Raw genomic sequence first — 20,555 nt, forward strand, 5'->3', positions numbered from 1 at the left:
TAAAGCCGGCAAAAAAGTAGATTTTTACTGAAGCGATTTTATTTATGATAACATTAAAAAATGAAGTTTTAACAGTTCAGATAAATCCGAAGGGAGCAGAATTAACAAAATTATACAATCAGTATACTAAAATTGATTATCTTTGGAATGCTGATGCTAAATTCTGGAGTAAGCATTCGCCGGTATTATTCCCGATAGTAGGTGTTTTGAAGGACGATACCTACAATTATCAGAATAAAAAATACAGCTTACCCAGGCATGGCTTTGCAAGAGATATGGCTTTTACAGCCATGCAGGAATCAGAAACAGTGGCATCTTTCTCTTTATCGTCTGATGAGGAAACCCTGAAAAAATATCCCTTTGAATTTATCTTTAACATACATTATAAACTGGAAGCTGATAACTTAACAGTGACTTATGAAGTGTTAAATCCGACAGAGGTGAACTTATATTTCTCAGTCGGCGGGCATCCTGCTTTTGCAGTTCCGTTAACTACAGATAGTTACTATGAAGATTATTATCTTGAGTTTGAATGTAACGAAAGTGCCAATCGCTGGCCGCTTTCCGGTAACCTCATGAGTACAGCAAGCGTTCCTTTTTTGAAAGATGAAAAGCAGGTCCCCTTAACAAAGGAGTTATTTTATGAGGATGCGCTTGTTTTAAAAAACCTGCAGTCGCAAAAAATTTCATTATTAAATCACAAAAATAAACGAGGTATTGACTTTAACTTCAAAGGATTTCCTTATTTAGGTATATGGGCAGCTAAAGACGCTCCTTTTGTATGCATTGAACCCTGGTGCGGCATAGCCGATTCGGTTGCACACAACCAGCAATTAGAAAGTAAGGAAGGTATTCAATGTTTAAACGCAAAGCAAAGCTGGAACAGAAGCTGGAGCGTGAAGTGTTTTTAAAGACTTAGTTACTGAACAATTACAGCTCGTTCTTAATCCGTTCCTGCATTTCAAAATAAATAGGCTCGAAATCTTTTAACACTTCAATAGCTATTTCATCTCCTTTTGCTGCATCGGTTTTTAATTTCTGGTAATACGCTTCGGTATCTTCCCATTCTTTTTTTCGCAAGGTAATCTGCGCTGTGGCAAGCTGCTGTATAAAATCCTGCAACTCGGTACTCATCTGCTCTATATGGTCATAATCCTCATCAGTTTTGTTCTGTTTATCAGTAAGTGCCTTTATTTTATCACCCAGCTCAATAATGAAAGCAGTCATTTCAGTAAGTTTCTGAGGTGTTAAATTTTTTAAGGACTCGAGATAAAACAGGTATTTTTCTTTTAACTCCGATGCTTGAATTTCCAAATTTGCCATAAGTATTGTTAATGGAACTCTCTTACGTGATTATAATTCTTAATGTTACAACTTATAACATTAAAAGCAAAAATTATTTAATTATTTAAATTATTAAACTAAGAATAAATATAGCTAAAGGTGTAAAAAGAAAATGTTTATTAAAGCCTCAAGGATCTCAAAATGTTGTTAGAAAGTAATTCGTATTACCATCGGCTTCTTTGCTTTTATTTCATTAAAGTTTATTTCAACCTGCTTAGAAAGCAAAAGTTATCCTAACTAAGAAAACGCTTTTCAAATTAGTTTAAAGGGCAAAAAAATGCGGTTTAAAGGCAAACGATTCTATAAACTTCTTGTTAGAATTCTAAAGTGAAGAATATGAAACGACTACCAGAAAATTTGTTATGCTTTTCCCATTTAAGATGGGATTTTGTTTTTCAACGTCCACAACACCTTTTAACTCGTTTTGCAAAGGAGTTTAATGTATATTTTTTTGAAGAACCGATCTGTGATGTAGAAGAAAATGAAAACAGTTTTTTATCTATAAGTAAAAGGGATGAAAAACTATGGGTATTAGTGCCGCACATTCATCAGGGTTTGAGTAAGCAGGAAGCAAATCTTTTGCAAAAAGAAATGCTGAATATTTTTTTGAAAGATAAGAATCTTGCCGATTACATTTTTTGGTACTATACGCCTATGGCATTGGAATTTTCTGCCGGATATTATCCCGAATTAATCGTTTACGACTGCATGGATGAATTGTCGGCCTTTAAAAATGCGCCTACCGAAATCTCCATCCTGGAAAAAGATTTAATGAACCGGGCTGATTTAGTATTTACGGGAGGACATTCTTTGTACGAAGCAAAGAAGAATCAACACCAGAATATTCACCCTTTTCCAAGCAGCATTGATAAAAAGCATTTTGCAAAAGCCCGTAAAAAAGGAAAAGAACCTGCTGATCAGGCTTCAATTCCCGCTACACGTTTGGGATTTTACGGAGTAATTGACGAACGTTTCGATTATAAACTTATTGGAGATGTTGCTTCCATGAGGCCAGAGTGGCAAATAGTTTTAATTGGGCCGGTTGTAAAGATCAATCCCGATATTTTACCTAATAATAAAAATATTCATTATTTAGGCTCAAAATCATACGATGTATTGCCTGATTATCTTGCAGGCTGGGATTTGGCGCTTATACCATTTTTATTGAATGAATCTACCAGGTATATCAGCCCTACAAAAACGCCCGAATATCTTTCAGCAGGAATCCCCGTACTCTCAACACCAATTCGGGATGTGGTAAACCCATACGGAAAATTAGAACTTGTTGACATTGTAAGAAATTCGAAAGAGTTTGTTGCCGCTGCAGAAAAAGCACTTCGCCTGCCGAAGAAAGAATGGCTTTCGCGAGTGGATTCTTTCTTAGAAGATAAATCCTGGGATCAAACGTATAAAAATATGACCGGATTGATTCGGCAGGCTCTTAATCGCCGCATCACAGTTCCTTTAAGTGCCTGAATTTAATTTAGGCCTGTATTTACGGACTATAATTTAAGATCTGGGGAGAAATAAAAGGAGTAAAATGGATAGTTCGCACCAGCAGGAAATAGAAATTTGGGGCGGAATGGAATGTTCCGTTAACCGTGTACAGGATTCTTATTTTGATCAGCTTGATTATTCCGGCCATTACAAAAGGGAAGAAGATTTTGAACTCTTTGCACAGCTTGAAATAAAAAAAATCAGGTATCCGCTAATCTGGGAAAAACATCAGCCGGAAGCAAATACCATAATTGACTGGAGCCGCAGTAAAAAAAGTTTAAATAAACTGCTCGCACTTGGAATTGATCCGATTTTAGGATTGGTACACCATGGAAGCGGGCCGGCTTATGCAACAATTGAAACAGAAAATTTTGCGACAGGCCTGGCAAATTATGCGGCTCAGGTTGCAGAGCAGTTTCCATGGGTTAAATATTATACACCCATTAACGAGCCCTTAACGACTGCCCGTTTTTGCGGTTTGTATGGTATCTGGTATCCACATGCTAAAGATACACTCAGCTTCTTTCGGATTTTAATGAACGAGTGTAAAGCTACTATTTTAGCGATGGAGGCTATCAGGAAAATTAATCCGGAAGCTAAACTTGTTCAGTCTGAAGATCTGAGTAAAACATATAGCACTCCTGCTTTAAAAACCCAGGCTAGTTATGAAAACAAACGCAGGTGGTTAGGATTTGATTTATTAAGCGGAAAAGTGAAACCCGGCCATAGCCTTTGGGATTATTTACTATCAATCGGACTGGATGAACAAGAGTTTGAGTTTTTCTGGGAAAAGAATTGTCCTCCGGATGTTATCGGGTTTAATCATTATCCAACATCTGAAAGATATTTAGATGAACGTATCGAAAATTTTCCTGAATGCGCAGTAGGCAGCAATGGTGAACAACTATATGCGGATGTAGAAGCAGTAAGAGTAAAACTGGATGAAGAAAACGGAGTCGCCTTGCTGTTGAAAGAAGCGTGGGAACGTTTTAAAACCCCAATGGTTTTAACGGAAGTACATATGGGATGTACACGGGAAGAACAAATGCGCTGGCTGGATGAGGTTTTAAAAACGGTAAAAAGTCTGCGTTGCCAGGGCGTTGATATTCGTGCAATAACAGCCTGGGCTCTTCTGGGCTCTCATGGGTGGACTGAATTACTGACTTCACCGCCCGGAATATACGAACCGGGAGTGTTTGATATAAGGGGAGGAAAGCCCCGGGAAACAGCCTTGGGGAAAATGATTAAATCGTATTCTTCTGGGGAAAACTTCGATCATCCGCTATTGGAAAACAAAGGTTGGTGGCACAGGGATCTTCGTGTATTGTATTTTCACGAAAAACTATCGCGTAAAATAAGTTCTGAATCTGTCTCTTCACAGCCGGTGCTTATAACCGGAAAAACTGGGACTTTAGGTAAAGCCTTTGCCCGGATCTGTGAGTTACGAGGTATTACTTACGAATTGCTGGGAAGAGATGATGTAGATATTTCAAATCCCATACAGCTGGAGCAAATAATCAGAAACAAACGCCCTTGGGCGATTATTAACGCAGCCGGTTTTGTACGGGTAGATGATGCGGAAACAGAATGCAGTAGTTGCTTTCTTGCAAATGCCAAAGGACCGGCCACGATGGCTGCCTTATGCAAAAAATACGGAATAAAATTTTTAACCTTTTCATCCGACCTTGTTTTTGACGGTAAAAAAAACAAGTACTATACAGAAAGTGACCAGGTTTCACCGTTAAATATTTACGGACAAAGCAAGGCGCTTGCAGAAAAACTGGTTTTGCAGAACAATCCGTCTTCTTTAATTATTCGAACAAGTGCGTTTTTTGGCCCTTGGGATACCTATAACTTTGTTCATAATGTACTTAAATCTGTAAAAAATAAAACTCCCTTTACTGCCGCCAGCGACTTGTATATTTCTCCAACCTATGTACCAGACCTAGTTAATACCAGCCTTGATATTTTAATAGATGATGAAAGAGGTATCTGGCACCTGGCTAATTATGGAGAAACAACCTGGTCAACCCTGGCAGAAAATGTGGCAAAAAGAGGAGGATGTCAACAGGAAGGGCTTATTTTGCCGGTACCGGCAAGTTTACTGGAGTTTAAAGCCCAACGACCTGTTTACAGTGTTTTGAATAGTGAGCGTGCCCTGTTGCTTCCAGATCTGGAAAATGCACTGGACCGGTATTTTAAAGAGCAGGAGCTGGTTCTTTTATAAAAAAGGGAAAGCACTTTTAGTAATGCTTTCCCCAAAAATATATTATTTCTTGCCCTCAGGAAGAAGAACCAGTTTGATTAGATTCTCTCCGCTTAAGTATTTGTTAGCAGCTTCTTTTAAGCTTGCCGGAGTGATTTTCTTTAAAGAATCAAGATAAGTCAATACTTCTTTAGGATCTTCCTTGTTTTCATACTGGTTAGCCAGGTAGCTGGCCCAGAACGAATTTTCTTTCAGTTGTACCTGGGTTGATCGTTGTTCTTCTGCAATAAATTTTGCAATATCCTGCGCTTCAGGCCCGTTCTTTTTCAATTTATTTATTTCATCCAGTGTTGAAGCGATTAGCTTTTCTACATTTTCTGGGCCACATCCAAAAGAAACTGTAAATGAATACCTGTTTTTTGGATATTTGCTATAGCTGGCCCGTACCCCGGGACTATAAACTCCGCTTTCGTCTTCACGGAGACGCTCAATCAGTTTAATTTGTAAGATTTCTCCCAAAGCATCTATCCGGTTGTTGTTTTCAGTATTGTAGGTATAGTCGCCTGTAAATACCAGCCGAACGGAAGCCTTTTGCTCCTGCCCTTTATAAACTTTTTTCTCTACTTTTCCTTTTGGAGCATAGATGCCAAGATCTTTAGCTTCTTCCTTTCTTTTAATTGATGGCAGAGCGCCGAGGTATTGTTCTATCAATGGTTTAATGTCGGCAACGTTAAAGCTGCCAACAAAAGTGAAAGTAAAATCGCTGGCATCGGCAAAACGTTCTTTATATATTTTGAAAGCCTTATCCAGGTCAATCTGATTAATTTTCGCGAGGCTTGGCCCTGTGCGGCGAACGTTATAATTACCTAAAACAGCCGAAACAGTATCGGAAAATACTGCGTTCGGATCGCTGCTCCTGTTCTCAAGCATAGCTTTTTGCTGAGTGATGAACGCACTGTAAATAGCCTCGTCTTTGCGGGGCTGTGTAAAGTAGAGGTACGTTAATTGTAACGCCGTTTCCAGATCTTTTGGAGTAGCAGAAGCATAAATTCCTTCACTTCGTTCTGAAATATAAGGAGAAACAAAAACACGTTTTCCGGCTAACATTTTCGGTAATTGTACGGGGCTAAAACTTCCTACTCCGCTGCGGCCAATCAGTGAAGAAGCATTTGATGCAGATTGATAATCAGCATCGCTATACAAAGAGGTTCCTCCCGGACTAAAAGCGCTGAAACTAATCTCATCGTTTTTAAAATCGGTAGGTTTTAACACTACTTTAACTCCGTTGCTTAACTCAAGTTCTGTTACTCCAAGCTCGTTTATTTTCTTTCCAGATACTATTTTTCCTGCTGCGGGTTTTGATTCTATCAGTGGTTTGTCAGATACATCGTCTACATAAGCAGCTAATTTTTGCTGCTGAACGGCTTTAATCCATGAATTAACGGTAGCTTCATCCGGAAGAGTTGCGGCATCTTTTTCCGGCCCCATAATCAGTACATCGCGGTTCACATCCGTTAAATATTCTTTGGCCAACGCGTTTACATCAGCTACAGAAATTCCTTCTATATTGTTTTTATAAAAATTAAACTCATAAGTGATACCGGGGCTTGCCTCCTCTTCCAGAAAATGCTGAAGATATTCCTGAACGAAAGCATCTGAAGCGGTTTTATCGCGTTCTTTATAAGCCGTTTCTACCGATGTCATGAAAGATTCTTTGGCACGTGCAAGCTCTGTAGAAGTAAATCCAAAACGCTTAACACGTTCTGTCTCCGTCAGCACTGCTTTAAATCCTTTTTCCAGCTCACCTGGCTTGGCAACTACAAAAGCCGATGCCACATCCAATCCGGCAAGAAAACCTCCTATACTGCTTCCGCCTTGTACAAAAGGAGGATTTGCCTGTTTGATTAACTCGCTGAAACGCGAAGAAAGCATCTGGTTGTACAACGAGCGTACCATGCTGTAACGTAAATCAGCGGTTGTTTTAATTTTCCTTTCGGGATGTTTGATCAATACCTGTGCTACTGTTACGGGAAATTCTTTATCAGTAACTGCAATAAATTGATTCTTATTGATCAATGGAATTTTATAATCTACCCTTGCACGTGGATTCGCAGGGTTTTTCAGATCAGAAAACTCATTTTTGATCATTTGCTCTACCTTTTTAACATCAATATCTCCCACAACAATTAAAGCCTCCAGGTTCGGGCGATACCAGTCTTTATAAAAAGACTTAATTGTTTCTGGTTTAAAGTTTTTTAATACCTCTTCAGTCCCTATCGGAAGACGCTCAGAATACCTGGAATTATTAAAGATCAAAGGAAGGTATTTATTTTGCATACGTTCCTGCGCACCTTTTCCCAGGCGTTTTTCTTCCAGAACAACGCCCCGCTCTTTATTTATTTCAACAGTATCAAAAGTTGCTTCCTGCGCCCAGTCTCTCATAATCTGCATCCCGTTTTTAAATACATCCTGGTCATCTGTAGGGATGGGTAACATGTAAACGGTCTGGTCAAAACTGGTATAGGCATTTAAATCAGCGCCAAAACGAACTCCGGCTTTTTGCAAATAATTTACTAATTCGTTCTTCGGATAGTTTTTTGTGCCGTTAAAGCTCATATGCTCAGTAAAGTGTGCAAGGCCTTTCTGATTGTCATTTTCCAAAATAGATCCCGCTTTAACAGCAAGATAAAGTTGCGCACGATCTTTCGGTTCGGTATTTTTCCGGATATAGTATGTAAAGCCGTTAGCTAATTTTCCCACAATTACATTAGAATCCAGAGGTAACAGTTGAGAAGCAGAAGTAACTGTTTGTTTGGTCCGGGGCTTATCCGATTGTTTCTGTGCCTGAACGCTTAAATTAAATAGCAATACAGCGAAGGCGCATAAAATTAATTTGGGTGTCTTCATTCGAATAGTTGGTTTATATCTTTTATTCTTTTAATCCTTCTTTTCTGACTTCAAATTTAAAAAGAGGATTAAAGCAAGGCTGAAATTAACAGAAAGAAAAGAAATGAACGAAGACAAAGGGAAAAATAAAACAGCCTTTGAGATGCTTTTTCCCAAAGGCTGTTTAAAAGGATATTTCTGATTTTTTATACCTGTTTTACAAGCTGTACTTCGGCATGTAATTTAATTTCATCACTTACTACTACCTGTCCGGCTTCTGTTACCGCATTCCACAGTAAATGAAATTCTTTGCGGCTTATTTTTCCCTGAACGGTAAATCCTGCCTTTGTTTGTCCGTATGGATCTACAACAACTCCACCGAAATCTACTGTTAATGATAGAGGTTTGGTAACATCGCGAATAGTAAGGTCACCATGCAAGCGGTATTCCTCATCACTTATCTTTTCGTATTTATTGCCTGTAAACCGCAGCTGGCTATATTGTTCTGCATTAAAGAAATCATCCGATTTTAAATGGGCATCTCTTTGTTCATTGTTCGTGCTGATCGAATCAATATCAGCCGTAAATTCTATTTTCGAAGCTGTAGTGAAATCATCATTTTCAGTTTCTACTTCCAAATTAAAGGATTTAAAATAACCTGTTACAGTGGTGATCATGAGGTGTTTAACTTTAAACTGGATCTCACTGTGCATTGGATCGATAAGCCATTTAGTTGCCATAATTTTTAAAATCTATTACTGGAAACAACAGAACAATTAATTATAAGTTTCAACTTTTATTCTTGTTTCGACTAAATTTCATCCGGTTCACGTTCCGGTATTTCTTCACCATTTAACATGGTAATACCACTTTCTGCATTAAAATTTAATATTACTCTCATTTTCTCTTCATAATTCAAATCAATATCTGCGCAGCTATTAAATACTCCAATTTGATAGTAAGCGGTAAACAAGCCGTCTCCGGTAGCATTCACTGAAAATTCTTTTTCCGGTATTCTCAGGTCAAAAACCCGTCCTCGGCTTTGGAAGTAATAACGTGCTATCATTTCCTGAACTTTATCGGTATTTTTAGAGATCTGATGATATAACGTCGCTTGTAAGCTTTCCGGCTTTATTAACCGGATAATTTCTTCATCTATCCTGAAAGTGGTGGTTTCCTGCATTTGTAATTAATTATTCATTAAACGTTGGTTAAACTTAACTATAAGCGTAAACAAATCAGTATATTCTGTAAGCGGAAGTGTAGAAGAACGATCAAAAATATCATGATAGGCCTTAATTCCTCCCAGGGTATAAATGAAAAAAGAAGGAACTCCCTTTTCACAGAACCAGTAGTGATCGCTGTTAGCTGCCTTGCCTCGTGCATTAATATGATTTATTAATTTATATCTGTCATTCTCTTCATTTAATATTGAAAATTCCTTTGGAAATTGTTTAGCGTTTACCACTGTAATACCCTCATTCCCGGTACCGACAAGATCCAGATTTATCAGGAATTTAATTTTGCTTAACTCAATTAAAGGATGGACGGTAAAGTACTCAGACCCAAGTAAGCCCAGCTCTTCTCCGGCAAAACAAATAAAAGCTATAGAATATTTGGGTGGATTTGCCGCATAGTATTTTGCAAGATTAAGTAATAAGGCAGTGCCGCTGGCATTATCATTCGCTCCGGGGAAAAATGTTTTGGCTCCCATTCCACCCAAATGATCGTAATGCGCAGAAATAATAATTACAGAGTCTGGTTGTGAAGTTCCTTTTAAGATACCGCAAATATTTACTGCTTTAAATTTGTCTATAAAATGAGCATCAATGGCTAATCTGGCTCGGGATGGCTGTTCTTTAATTGATTCTTTTTTAAGCAGTATATGGGTATACTCTGATTGCATTTGTGCTACGGACGCTGTTAGTTTATCTTCTAATGAAACCAGCACTTTTTTCTCTTGGTTAATGAAGTGCGCACTGTCTTTTGCTGTTAAATTAATACTTCCGGTTATTCCACGGCTTTCCGGACTTACGATAAAATCTTTGCCCGGAACCAATCTTTTACCATTCAGAAAAACGTTCATTTTACCAGGAAAAGTATTTACTGGAAAGGTAAACGGCTGAAAATAATTTTTTCCGTTTAAAGGCTGTAATCCTATTGATTTAAATTCTGATTCGATAAAACCGGCAGCTTTCTCCGAGCCGTTTTTTATGTACCCTCTTCCCCAAAATGAAGAAGATGTCAACGTGTCTATCAGCTTTTTTGAATAGTGAATATCTTGTGCAAAAGAACTTTGTGCAAACAGCAAGATACAAAGAAGAGGTCGTAAATTCATATTAAATCATCGCAATTCTACACAGTTAAAGCCCTGCTTATTTCGTGAAGATATTGGGATAATTCGGGATAAGGAACAAATTCATTTAGAAAATAAATAACCAGCAGGTTTATGCCCGGAACAAAATAAAACCGGTCGCTCCCATTTATTATCAGGTTATACACTTCCGATTCCAGGTTTACCTGCGACAACTGTTGCCCGAAAGTGCTTATAAACTTACTTGGGATATTGTTGTTTTGCGCTACTGCTTTACGAGCTTTTATTGTATATGGCCCTACTGAGAAATTAATCTCTTTCATTGCTCTTCTTACTACAAGATTTACAGTATAACGCAAGTTTTTTCTTCAGATTATACAAGATGATAAATTGAATAATCTGTGGAGGGTATTTCTCAACTTTATAAAATACGCTTCGAATTTTCTACAGTAATTCCTCACTTTAATAAATGAGAAAAACTTATAACTACAACAAAAAAATGCGTTATAAATAGTAAATCAACAGGTTTTATGTTTTTTTGTTTATAGAAGTTTTGGTGTTTGCAGATGCGGCATAATTCTGGCATATAAAAGGTATAATGTAAAATCAACTATGGGAATAGCGTGTATAGTAGATGACGATCCGATCCAGGCATTAATAATAGAACGGATGCTTGCCAGCCAAAAACTGTGTAAAGGTTTACTGGTATTTAAAAATGGCCTCGAAGCAATTGAACATTTAAAATCTATTATAGATGACATAAATTCTGTACCCGATATTATTTTGCTGGATATAAACATGCCGGTTATGAACGGTTGGGAATTTTTAGAGGAGTTCAGAAGAGTAAAGCCAAGGATTGGAAAGAAAATAATTTTATATATGGTAAGTTCTTCCATTTGGCAGGAAGATATTGAACGTGCAAAAGGTTATTCGGAAGTAACAGATTATATAGTTAAACCGGTAACAATGCAAGAATTAAGTCGGACGATTATGCAGGCCGAACTTGCTTTAGCCGAGAATTAAGTGTACAATTTCTCACTTTTTACACATATTAAAATTTTCTTCACACAATTTCCCGGAAACGATGTTGAAGATACAAAATCAGGTCGGATGGCTGATAGGAAGGCGTAAGTCCGCAAGACTTTCTACAGTGGTTCGAATCCACTTCCGACCTCATATCTATCTATAAAACAATTATAGCTGTCGAGAAAACTCAGTGTAATAGCGAATGATGTGTGCCATTCCCTATTAGTTTCCAAATTCTCGACGGCTTTTTTTATTGTTAAATATATAAACCAGTAATAAAAAACACACAGCGGGTCGTCCTTTTTAAGATACACTTTTCTTTGCTTGCTTCCTGAAAAGAACTTTTTTAAAGTAAAAATAGCATTGGCACATATTTGGCTTAACCAGGAATATGAAAACATTAACCTTTAAAACCAGTCAAAACGCCGATAAATTACTGAAAGCAATTCTGGAAAATGATTTAAGAGCTTTTAAAACAAAAAAAGGGAAAACGGTAATTGCAATGAATCGTGCCTAAACACTTCCGATTTTTTTACAGGATTTTAAAGTTCAACTATTTCTACTTATTAAAAACCATTCAATAGAATTCATAGTAGTACTATTGAATTCAATCTTTTTTTAATCAATAAAGGGTAACGGTGAATAACTGTTGCCCTTTACTATTTATAGAATCTTGCCTTAGCTTCAGGAATTACTGGGGGTATAAAAACAGAGCATCTCCAAACGGGGAGGATGGAGACGCTCAAACTAACCAATTATAAACCTACTGATTAATACCAGCAGATTGAAAAAGTAACCCGTAAATTCTAAAAATTATTAATAAGAGCATTTAATTTCTACTTTTGCCGCTTAATTTTTAACGATGGCTAAAACTAAAATTACGGTAAACAGTAATGGATCACTTCGTGTGGAAGGTGATTTTGAAATTGTAGATAAGAACGGAAATGTGTATGATCTGGGAGGAAGAGAAATGGTATCAATATGCCGTTGCGGCCTTTCAAAAAATAAGCCTTTTTGCGATGCATCTCATAAAGGGCATTTTGAACATGAAGCTGTTGCTTTTAGCCTGCCGCCCAAGAAATAAGCGGATAACAGGTTTTATTGCACACTTTGAGAAATAAAAGCAAAAAAATTAGCGTTAACTGAACAAAAAAAACTTTTTCAAAAATTAAAGGTTACTATTTCTTAAAACAAGGAATTAAGTAGTATTAAATTAATTTTTACACTAAATCTATCAAAATGAAAAAGTTATTTAAAATCAGTTTTTTCGCTCTATCACTTGCTCTTTCTGTATCGTTTACAGCTTGTAATTCGAACAAATCCACAGAAGCAACTACAGATTCTATAGATTCTGCTGCAGATGCAAGAACTGACGCAATTGATTCTTCAGCTAATGCTACAACTGATGCGATTGATTCAGCAGCAGATGCTAAGACTGATACCATTGATTCAGCAGCAAATCAGTAATAGCGTAAGCGCTTTTATAGCTGTACTTCTATTACAGTATTAATAAGTTTTCATAAAGCTCCTTAACGGGAGCTTTTTTTGTTCCATTGCATTTTACTTATTCAGGTGCAACGTGAAAACTATCGTCTACATATGCGGTTATTTATAGAGGTAATCTGTAAAGCCATGAAGAATATATCAAACAACCTGGGTAATTTAAAACATTATCTGTTTCAGCATAATGCAACTGCAAATATAGAGATGTCAGAAAGGATAGTATCTTTAGGAACAGGTTCTTTTATTGCCCTGAAAGGCCTTGCCACTATCTTTTCAAGTCCATTAATATCTTTGTTGGAAATAGCGGCAGGAGGTGCATTAATATACCGTGGAGTAACGGGCAATTGTCCTGTTAAGTCAAAATTTGATAATAAAACCTTGAGTACAGAGGAAGCTGCAAAGGGAAACATACCTGTATCGAGCGCCGCGGCAGCAATGGGTTCATCCACAGAGATGGCTTCAACATACATGGGTTCGTCCTGGGGTTCAGGTTCGCCTGGTCTGATGAGTGATAATCTTGGATCAGACTATAATTCCTTATCCTAAGGGAAATCCTCCTGTAGTAAATTAAGAATTTATTACAGGAGCAATAGTTGAAAGAATTTCATAAGAACGGACTCTCTTTTCGTGTTCATAAATATGTGAAGCGATAATCAATTCGTCTATCTCAGTTTCCCTTGTAAAGGCCTGAAGCATTTTTTTTACTTTTTCAGGTCCGCCTATAAAAGTATAATCCAGCATTTGCAGCACAGCGTATTTTTCAGAAGGGCTCCATACTACATCCATGTCGCTTACCGGAGGCTTTAAAGGGTTTGGTGTGCCTCTTAGCACATTTAAGAAAGATGAGTATAGTGAAGATGCAAGAAGTTCAGCGTCTTCGTCGGTATCTGCTGCAATTACATTGATTCCTGCCATAGCATATGGTTTCTGCAAGAACTCGGATGGCTGAAAAGTATCGCGGTAAATTTTCAGCGATGTGTGTAAAAGCCGGGGCGCAAAATGACTTGCAAAAGCGAAAGGCAGGCCAAGCATAGCAGCAAGTTGAGCACTGAAAGTACTCGAGCCCAGCAACCAGATCGGGATATCCAATCCTTCACCCGGTACCGCTCTGACCCTAGAGATACTATTCTCTGCAGACAAATACGTTCTTAACTCATCCAGGTTTCTCGGAAAATCATCAATGCTTTCGGTAACATCTCTTCTTAACGCTCGTGCTGTAAGTTGGTCGGTGCCGGGAGCACGGCCAATACCTAAATCAATTCTTCCGGGATATAACGATTCCAATGTTCCAAATTGCTCGGCAATTACCAGAGGGGCATGATTGGGAAGCATAATTCCGCCTGAACCAACACGAATGGAGGAAGTTCCGCCGGCAATATAGCCAATTAAAATGGAGGTGGCCGAACTTGCAATGCCGGCCATGTTGTGGTGTTCCGCCATCCAGTAACGTTTGTATCCGAACTGCTCTGCCTTGCGGGCAAGATCAAGGCTGTTCTTAAACGAATCCATGGCAGTTTTTCCGCTAAGAATAGGAACCAAGTCTAAAATGGATAAAGGTATTGTTCTCTTATTTTCTGCTAAGGTTTCTTTCATTTAATAAATAATCAGAAATCATTCCATTTTGCTTTTATAAAAATCTTTTTTGACAGTGCATACAAGTAGAGATAGGAAACAAGTTATTTCCAGCTATTGATGAAGTTCTCCTAAAGATCCTCTTTCATATTCGAAATGTTTTTTACACTTAACCTGGAGGATATATAAGACGCTATAACGGAAATTATACAAACAGTAAAAAATACCAGTACAAAGTCGGTCCATTTTAGATTCACCGGGTATGCATCTGTAGTAAGATTGGGCTGGTCCATTTTAATAAATTTGTACTGTAGTTGAAGGATACAGAAAACAAAACCGGTAAACATTCCCGCAACGCAGCCTATCAGCGAGATCATCATCCCCTCGGTAAAGAAGATGCTTCGTATAAATTCAGGAGCTGCGCCCATGCTGTTTAAAATTGCAATATCTTTTCTTTTATCAATTACCAGCATGGTTAGCGAACCTATAATGTTAAAAATAGCTATTATTAAAACAAAGGTCAGGATCAGGAAAATTGCCCATTTTTCAGATATCAGGATTTTGTACAGTAATTGGTTCTGTTGTATCCGGTTCTTGACAACGAAATTTTTGCCAAGATCTTTTTTAAGTTCTTTCTGAAAAGAATTCACTAAATCTCCCTGTTTGAGCGTTATTTCTACTGCTGATATATTTTTTTCCTCACCCAGTAATTCTCTGGCAAAGTCAATAGGTACAATTACAAATTCATCGAACTGCTGCTGAATCTCATAAACTCCTTTAGGATGAATGGTTTTCATCACAAATTCTTCGGCCGGATTTATAGCATTTCCCGCACCTTTTCGTGGTGAAAAGATTTCCAGATCCTGAAATTCACTATGAATGTTTACAGACAGGTACGCCTGTACTGCCGATCCTATTACAGCGTAATCAGTACCATCTTTCTTAAGCGTAAATGATCCGTCAACAACAGCGCTGTCCAAATCTTTCCCTGCGGTATAACCCTCACTTACTCCTTTTACCAACCCGATATATTGTGATTTACCATATCGAAGTAATGCTTTTTCCTGCAGTACTTCTGTATAATTGGCAATGCGGCTATCTTTTTTTAATTCTTTAAAATAAGCTGTATCCGGGTTAAAGGTTTTCCCTTCAGCTGGTTCAATCCTGATCTCGGGTGTAAGGGTATTGTACATAGAGAGTACGAGCTGCTCGAATCCGTTAAAAACAGACAGGATAATGATCAGGGCCGCACTTCCTACAAAAACGCCTAAAATTGAAATGCCGGAAATGAGATTAATTGCATTGAGGGATTTTTTTGAGAAAAGATACCGTTTTGCTATGTACAAAGGCGTGTTCACGATGTATTTAGTTAAAAGTAAGATTTAAAAACACTGTGATCATAAAGGATGGAATTTTGCAATAGCACCAGCATCAACTTCATTTATTTTAAAAAGGGATTGAATTGTTTTTCATGCCCAATAGTTGTTGCAGGGCCATGTCCGGGATATACCTTACAACTGTCGGGAAGCTTAAATAATTTTGTTTTAATATTATTTATTAACTGGTCAAAATTCCCCCCGGGCAAATCTGTACGGCCGATGCTTCCGTAGAAAAGAACATCGCCACCAATTAAAAAATTATCCGCACTGTTGTAAAAACATAAATGGGCAGGGGAATGTCCCGGAGAAAAAATCAGTTCTAAAGTTGTGTTTCCGAATTGAACTGTTCCGCTGTCGTCCAGAAACTCTTCCGGAAGTGGTGAGACATCATAACGAATGCCCATTTGAGGTGCATACGCAGGAACAGCTGTTAACACGGGCAACTCTCCCCGGTGAAACCTGGGCTTAAGACTGTAACTATCGTAAATCCATTTATTACCTAAAACATGATCAATATGGCAATGTGTATTTAGCAGCAGTGTTGGGTTTAGCTTATTGTCGCTGATAAACTTTGCAACTGTATTTTGTTCAGGACCTGTATTCATACCAGGATCAATTACGCAGCATTGCAGGGTTTCGTCGTACAGCAGATACGTATTTTCCTGGTAAGGATTGCATACAAAGGATTTAATCTGGATCATCACCGCAAATTAATAAACAAAATCAGAACGAAGTATGCGTATCTTTGTTTCAGCAAGGCCAATGAATAAAACGATTGTTCTTTACGACGGGCACTGCCGGATGTGTGTCGGTTTTACAGGCTGGATCCGGAAGCTGGACAACATGCAGCAGTTTCAGTTGGTTCCTTATCAGGATACCGAATTTTTAAAAAACTATCCTGCGTTATCTCCTGCAGAAGTTGAAAAGCAAATTCATGTAATTTCCGGCGGTAAAATATATCGGGGTGCAGACGCTATGCTGGAAATCTGGAAAAAATCCGGGCATTGGAGCAATTTTCTTGCTTCTGTTTTTCAAAGCGTTCCTTTCATTTTTATTGCAAGGCTGATCTATAAAATCGTTGCCCGGTATCGCAGAGATCTTTATCCTAACGCAATCAGGAAATAGTTATTTCCAGTTAAAGGACTTTATCATTACGTTGATATCCTTTTTTACAAAATCCAGTACAGGTTGAATCGAATCAATACGCGGCTCTTCATTAAAATATAAAGCGCCCCTTAAATAATGCCGGGTACTGTCAGTTAAAAAAAACTGTACCGAAGAAGCTGTATTTCCTTCGATAGTATAGTATATTCCATATACCTTTCTGTCGGGATAAGTGATTTTTCCTTCGTCAATTGAAGTTGCTTTAACCGTATGTTTGAATGCGAAAGTGCGGGCATCTTCCGTAAGTTCATCTAAAACCTTTTTTGAAGTTACCGGCTGATAACTTAAATGGACTCTTCCGTTAAATTCCGGAAATACTACGTCGATCCAGCAGGGTTTTGCATCTTTTGCACTATCAGGAACTATTTTCGCATAAACAGGATAATCAAACGAATAAGGGCAGGAACTATCGTATTTCTGGTAAGCTTTTTCAGGAAGTTTGATTCGGAAATAGCCACGTGGCTTGGGTGAATAATCATTTCCGCAGGATGTTTCCATCAACATAAACAGAACTGGAACCAGGAAATACAGGAGTTTGTTTTTCATTATTCATTCCATATTTCCCAGGCTTTTTCTGCCTGGAGATGCAGCATTTCCATTCCGTTTTTTACCGCTGCGCCCCTTTCTTTTCCGCGTTTTAAAAACTCTGTTTCAACAGGATTATAGATCAGGTCGTAAAGCAGATGTTTTGCAGTAATATATTCGTAAGGAATATCCGGACACTCAGCTGTATTGGGCGACATACCTAATGGAGTTGTATTAATTATCAGCGAATAATCTTCTATTAGATCCCTTGACAGATCCGAGTAACTTATTTGTTTCCGGTTGGCCCGCCTGGAAACCAGCTTGTAATCAATGTTTAAATTGTTCAAAGCATAGGTTACTGCTCGCGATGCTCCGCCGGTTCCCAGAATCAGTGCTTTGCTGTGCTGCTTGGTTAATAATGGCTTTAAAGATTCCTGGAATGCGATCCAATCGGTATTATAGCCGATCAGTTTTACTTTCATGGAGCTAAGTTCTCCTGAAAAATAAGAGGCTGCCGGATTATGGTTAACAATTTTAATACAGTTTACCGCATCAATAGCTTTTGCGGCTTTTTCTACCTTATCGAGGTAAAACATAATCCCGATTTTGTGAGGGATTGTTACATTAAGCCCGCACAATCCTGGTGTGGAACGTATAAATTCCTCAAAATTGCTTAAACTCGGAAGAGGATACGCTTCGTATTCGCAATCAGTTAAACCTTCTCTTTTAAATTTATTGGTAAAATAGTCTTTAGAAAAGGAGTGTCCTAACGGATATCCGATTAAACCAAATTTTCTCATTTAAATTGTGTTTTGGCAAGGTGAGCATCAATATTTCCTCACTTTTAGCAATGCTGGCCTGATTACTTTATTTTATTAAGAAAATGATCAAAAGTATCTCCTCTTAAACCTAAACGGATCGTTTCTAAAGGAATAACTTCAGCAGGGGCTATATTTCCTAAGTTTACGTTAGCGCCTAAAAGTTTAATAAACCAAACCTGCTGATCTTTCTGCGGAGCTTCCCATATTATATTTTCTTCAGGTATCTGGGTTAATATTTCGTCAACCAAGCCCTGCCTAACCTCGCCGGAGTCACGGTAAATTCCTACATTTCCGCCTTCTCTTGATTCGGCAATTAATTTCCAGGAACCTGCTTCAAGTTCGGCTTTCATTAAAGCGATCCATTTGTAAGGAGCAAATATTTTTTGTGCATCTTTTGAGCCAACCTCCGATATAACCGTAACCTGTTCACTTAGTTTTCGAATATAGCCACATTTTTCTTCGTGAGGAATTTCAATAGAGCCGTCAGAGATTTCGGCGTATTCCATTTTAAATTTATCCAGAACGCGTCGGTATTCATCAAACTGATTTCTGATAACAAAAGCTTCGAATAAAGTTCCGCCAAAGTAGACACCCATTCCGGCATTTTTGTATGCTTGTAACTTGTCTTCCAGATTGGGAGTAACAAAGGAGGTTGACCAGCCTAACTTTACAATGTCGGTATGTGGGCCGGCAACTTCAAGAAAATTTTCTACTTCCCGGATACTTAAGCCTTTATCCATCACCATGGTTAATCCTTTTTCACGTGGCTTTTCGGTACGATCGGGAATATTTTTTAAATTGTAGTTCATACGGCTGCAAATCTCAAAAAAAAATCCAATACTTTGGTAAAACTAAGTATTGGATTTGAAAAACATGCAAACTCACATTAATCAATAAAGCGGGTAAACCTGTTAATGATATCTATTATTACTTTATTCTCCTGTAAATGAGGTAGATATTCAAAAAGTATCGGATGTTTGGCCGGATCGGTGGTAAGAGCGATTTGTAAGTAGTTCAGCGCCTCATTGTACTGACCATCAGCAAATAAATAGGCAACCATACGATAATAAAGCTCTGCAGCATCCGGATTTGTTTTAATTGCTTCTGCCATTGTTTCAATTGCGGCAACAATTTTATCCTGTTCGTACAGTATGGAGGAGTAGTCCAGCCAGGCTTCAACATCCAGCGGATTTAGCTCTACTACTTTTTCGTATGCTTTTTCCGATTCATCCAGACGGCTCAATTTATACTGCGCATCTGCAATAGCAAACCAATAATCGGGATTTTTATCATCCAGCTCCAGTGCTTTCCTGTAGAAATGTAGAGCTTCAAAATAGCGGTCCTCAGCATCGAGTGTTACTCCAATTCCAAACCATGCATCAGAGAGGGTGGAATCAAGCTTAACGGCTTTCTTGTAAAACGATCGAGCTTCCTCCATCTTTTCTAATTTCTCGTAGCATTCGCCAATAGCACAATAGGTGTCGGCATTTGGCGACTCATATTCAAACGTTTGTTTATAAACCTCTATCGCTTCGTTAAAACGGTCCAGATGAACAAGCGAGTTACCTTTGTTGAAATAGGCCGATGCAAAGTTCTCTTTGATTATGATTGCATAATCGTACGCGTCAATGGCCTTTTCAAAAAGGCTCAGCTTATTATAAGCATTCCCTAAGTTATACCATGCAGCGTATGAATAAGGCTCCGTATCGATGTATTGTTTATAGAACTGGATACTTTCTTCCTGTCTGTCCAGAACATCGTAGCAAAAAGCCAGTTCATATAAGGCATCCTGGTTTTCCATATTCTGATTCAGGCACTTTTTCAGGAAAGTTACTGCTGTGTCGTATTCGCCCATGTTTTGATATACATAAGCCATGTGAAGCAGAATTTCGTCAGTAGTTTCAGCAAGTCCTAACGCTTTTTCATAATTATCAAGCGCTTCCTGGTGGCGTTCCATGCCCTCAAATATATTTCCGCGTATAGTATAAATATCAGCTTCTGACGGCTCTAATGTTTCTGCTTTATTTAATGCGTTAAAAGCATTTTCGAGCTGGCCTGTAACCACAAAAAGCTGCGCCTGCTTCAACAAAAACACGGCTGCAAAAGGATGCTGACTAACCGCGTAATCTACAACCTGTAATGCTTTGATCGGATCGTTTTTTTCGATATAGTAATCGATTATATTTTCAAAGGCCTGAGCGTCGAAGAAATACTGATCGTGATTGCGAATCATTTCTTCATAACGCTCTACTGAAAATCTGGGATCTTCAGAGAAATTAAATTCAAAATCTTCTTCCATTCATTAATACGTTTAAGAA

Annotated in this window: 22 protein-coding genes; 9 read left to right on the forward strand and 13 right to left on the reverse strand. The window is 38.1% G+C overall.

The annotated features are described in order from the left end of the window. Window positions 1–44 precede the first annotated feature (44 nt). Window positions 45–911, forward strand: a complete 867-nt coding sequence (locus tag ACLCDL_RS02515; RefSeq protein WP_423146472.1) for an aldose 1-epimerase family protein — start codon at window positions 45–47, stop codon at window positions 909–911. Window positions 912–930: 19 nt separating this feature from the next. On the opposite strand, the gene ACLCDL_RS02520 is transcribed toward ACLCDL_RS02515, so the two are convergent. After that, the gene (locus ACLCDL_RS02520; protein WP_423146474.1) at window positions 931–1,323 is read right to left on the reverse strand and encodes a hypothetical protein; all 393 of its coding nucleotides are present in this window, start codon (window positions 1,321–1,323) and stop codon (window positions 931–933) included. Window positions 1,324–1,680: 357 nt separating this feature from the next. Here ACLCDL_RS02520 and ACLCDL_RS02525 point away from each other — a divergent pair, with 357 nt between their 5' ends. Together ACLCDL_RS02525 and ACLCDL_RS02530 are read left to right on the forward strand one after the other, a co-directional pair. Then, on the forward strand, window positions 1,681–2,820 hold the full coding sequence (locus ACLCDL_RS02525; protein WP_423146475.1) for a glycosyltransferase family 1 protein: 1,140 nt from the start codon (window positions 1,681–1,683) through the stop codon (window positions 2,818–2,820). Between the two features lie 64 nt (window positions 2,821–2,884). Further along, window positions 2,885–5,068 carry a family 1 glycosylhydrolase gene (locus ACLCDL_RS02530; protein WP_423146477.1) on the forward strand — a complete coding sequence of 728 codons (2,184 nt, stop codon included), beginning with the start codon at window positions 2,885–2,887 and terminating at the stop codon, window positions 5,066–5,068. 42 nt (window positions 5,069–5,110) lie between these two features. On the opposite strand, the gene ACLCDL_RS02535 is transcribed toward ACLCDL_RS02530, so the two are convergent. From ACLCDL_RS02535 to ACLCDL_RS02555, 5 genes are all read right to left on the reverse strand, one after another. Further along, on the reverse strand, window positions 5,111–7,954 hold the full coding sequence (locus ACLCDL_RS02535) for a M16 family metallopeptidase (protein ID WP_423146479.1): 2,844 nt from the start codon (window positions 7,952–7,954) through the stop codon (window positions 5,111–5,113). A 185-nt stretch (window positions 7,955–8,139) separates the two neighbouring features. Continuing rightward, window positions 8,140–8,673, reverse strand: a complete 534-nt coding sequence (locus ACLCDL_RS02540) for a YceI family protein (RefSeq protein WP_423146480.1) — start codon at window positions 8,671–8,673, stop codon at window positions 8,140–8,142. A 71-nt stretch (window positions 8,674–8,744) separates the two neighbouring features. After that, complete coding sequence (locus ACLCDL_RS02545; RefSeq protein WP_423146481.1) at window positions 8,745–9,116, reverse strand: hypothetical protein; 372 nt, start codon at window positions 9,114–9,116, stop codon at window positions 8,745–8,747. Window positions 9,117–9,122: 6 nt separating this feature from the next. After that, window positions 9,123–10,271 carry a M28 family metallopeptidase gene (locus ACLCDL_RS02550; protein ID WP_423146483.1) on the reverse strand — a complete coding sequence of 383 codons (1,149 nt, stop codon included), beginning with the start codon at window positions 10,269–10,271 and terminating at the stop codon, window positions 9,123–9,125. Between the two features lie 17 nt (window positions 10,272–10,288). Beyond that, on the reverse strand, window positions 10,289–10,570 hold the full coding sequence (locus tag ACLCDL_RS02555) for a hypothetical protein (RefSeq protein ID WP_423146485.1): 282 nt from the start codon (window positions 10,568–10,570) through the stop codon (window positions 10,289–10,291). A 289-nt stretch (window positions 10,571–10,859) separates the two neighbouring features. On the opposite strand from ACLCDL_RS02555, the gene ACLCDL_RS02560 reads away from it, so the two are divergent. From ACLCDL_RS02560 to ACLCDL_RS02580, 5 genes are all read left to right on the forward strand, one after another. Further along, window positions 10,860–11,270: a response regulator gene (locus ACLCDL_RS02560; RefSeq protein ID WP_423146486.1), complete on the forward strand. Its 411-nt coding sequence runs from the start codon at window positions 10,860–10,862 to the stop codon at window positions 11,268–11,270. A gap of 394 nt (window positions 11,271–11,664) precedes the next feature. Next, window positions 11,665–11,790 (forward strand): hypothetical protein, encoded by a 126-nt coding sequence (locus ACLCDL_RS02565; protein WP_423146487.1) that lies wholly within the window; start codon window positions 11,665–11,667, stop codon window positions 11,788–11,790. Window positions 11,791–12,135: 345 nt separating this feature from the next. Further along, window positions 12,136–12,357, forward strand: a complete 222-nt coding sequence (locus ACLCDL_RS02570; RefSeq protein WP_423146489.1) for a CDGSH iron-sulfur domain-containing protein — start codon at window positions 12,136–12,138, stop codon at window positions 12,355–12,357. A gap of 155 nt (window positions 12,358–12,512) precedes the next feature. After that, window positions 12,513–12,740, forward strand: a complete 228-nt coding sequence (locus ACLCDL_RS02575) for a hypothetical protein (RefSeq protein ID WP_423146491.1) — start codon at window positions 12,513–12,515, stop codon at window positions 12,738–12,740. A gap of 165 nt (window positions 12,741–12,905) precedes the next feature. Next, a complete protein-coding gene (locus ACLCDL_RS02580) occupies window positions 12,906–13,322 on the forward strand; it encodes a YgaP family membrane protein (RefSeq protein ID WP_423146492.1) in 417 nt (138 codons plus the stop codon). Between the two features lie 21 nt (window positions 13,323–13,343). Here the strand turns inward: ACLCDL_RS02580 and ACLCDL_RS02585 are convergent, their stop codons facing one another. The 3 genes from ACLCDL_RS02585 to ACLCDL_RS02595 all read right to left on the reverse strand — a co-directional run bounded on the left by ACLCDL_RS02585 (window position 13,344) and on the right by ACLCDL_RS02595 (window position 16,428). Further along, window positions 13,344–14,369, reverse strand: coding sequence for an LLM class flavin-dependent oxidoreductase (locus ACLCDL_RS02585; RefSeq protein ID WP_423146493.1), 1,026 nt, complete (start codon window positions 14,367–14,369; stop codon window positions 13,344–13,346). 110 nt (window positions 14,370–14,479) lie between these two features. Next, window positions 14,480–15,706: an FtsX-like permease family protein gene (locus ACLCDL_RS02590; RefSeq protein ID WP_423146495.1), complete on the reverse strand. Its 1,227-nt coding sequence runs from the start codon at window positions 15,704–15,706 to the stop codon at window positions 14,480–14,482. Window positions 15,707–15,789: 83 nt separating this feature from the next. Continuing rightward, window positions 15,790–16,428, reverse strand: coding sequence for an MBL fold metallo-hydrolase (locus ACLCDL_RS02595; protein WP_423146497.1), 639 nt, complete (start codon window positions 16,426–16,428; stop codon window positions 15,790–15,792). A gap of 61 nt (window positions 16,429–16,489) precedes the next feature. On the opposite strand from ACLCDL_RS02595, the gene ACLCDL_RS02600 reads away from it, so the two are divergent. Further along, window positions 16,490–16,852 carry a thiol-disulfide oxidoreductase DCC family protein gene (locus ACLCDL_RS02600; RefSeq protein WP_423146499.1) on the forward strand — a complete coding sequence of 121 codons (363 nt, stop codon included), beginning with the start codon at window positions 16,490–16,492 and terminating at the stop codon, window positions 16,850–16,852. Here the strand turns inward: ACLCDL_RS02600 and gldD are convergent, their stop codons facing one another. The 4 genes from gldD to ACLCDL_RS02620 all read right to left on the reverse strand — a co-directional run bounded on the left by gldD (window position 16,853) and on the right by ACLCDL_RS02620 (window position 20,536). Continuing rightward, window positions 16,853–17,437, reverse strand: coding sequence for a gliding motility lipoprotein GldD (gene gldD / locus ACLCDL_RS02605; protein ID WP_423146500.1), 585 nt, complete (start codon window positions 17,435–17,437; stop codon window positions 16,853–16,855). It abuts the gene before it with no gap. Beyond that, window positions 17,437–18,216 carry a shikimate dehydrogenase family protein gene (locus ACLCDL_RS02610; protein ID WP_423146502.1) on the reverse strand — a complete coding sequence of 260 codons (780 nt, stop codon included), beginning with the start codon at window positions 18,214–18,216 and terminating at the stop codon, window positions 17,437–17,439. The genes gldD and ACLCDL_RS02610 overlap by 1 nt, the downstream gene beginning before the upstream one ends. A 62-nt stretch (window positions 18,217–18,278) precedes the next feature. Continuing rightward, a complete protein-coding gene (locus ACLCDL_RS02615) occupies window positions 18,279–19,046 on the reverse strand; it encodes a phosphosulfolactate synthase (protein WP_423146503.1) in 768 nt (255 codons plus the stop codon). Between the two features lie 77 nt (window positions 19,047–19,123). Then, window positions 19,124–20,536: a tetratricopeptide repeat protein gene (locus ACLCDL_RS02620; protein WP_423146505.1), complete on the reverse strand. Its 1,413-nt coding sequence runs from the start codon at window positions 20,534–20,536 to the stop codon at window positions 19,124–19,126. Window positions 20,537–20,555: the final 19 nt, after the last annotated feature.

The organism is Rubrilithobacter danxiaensis (assembly GCF_047272945.1).
GTDB lineage: Bacteria > Bacteroidota > Bacteroidia > Sphingobacteriales > Sphingobacteriaceae > Rubrolithibacter > Rubrolithibacter danxiaensis.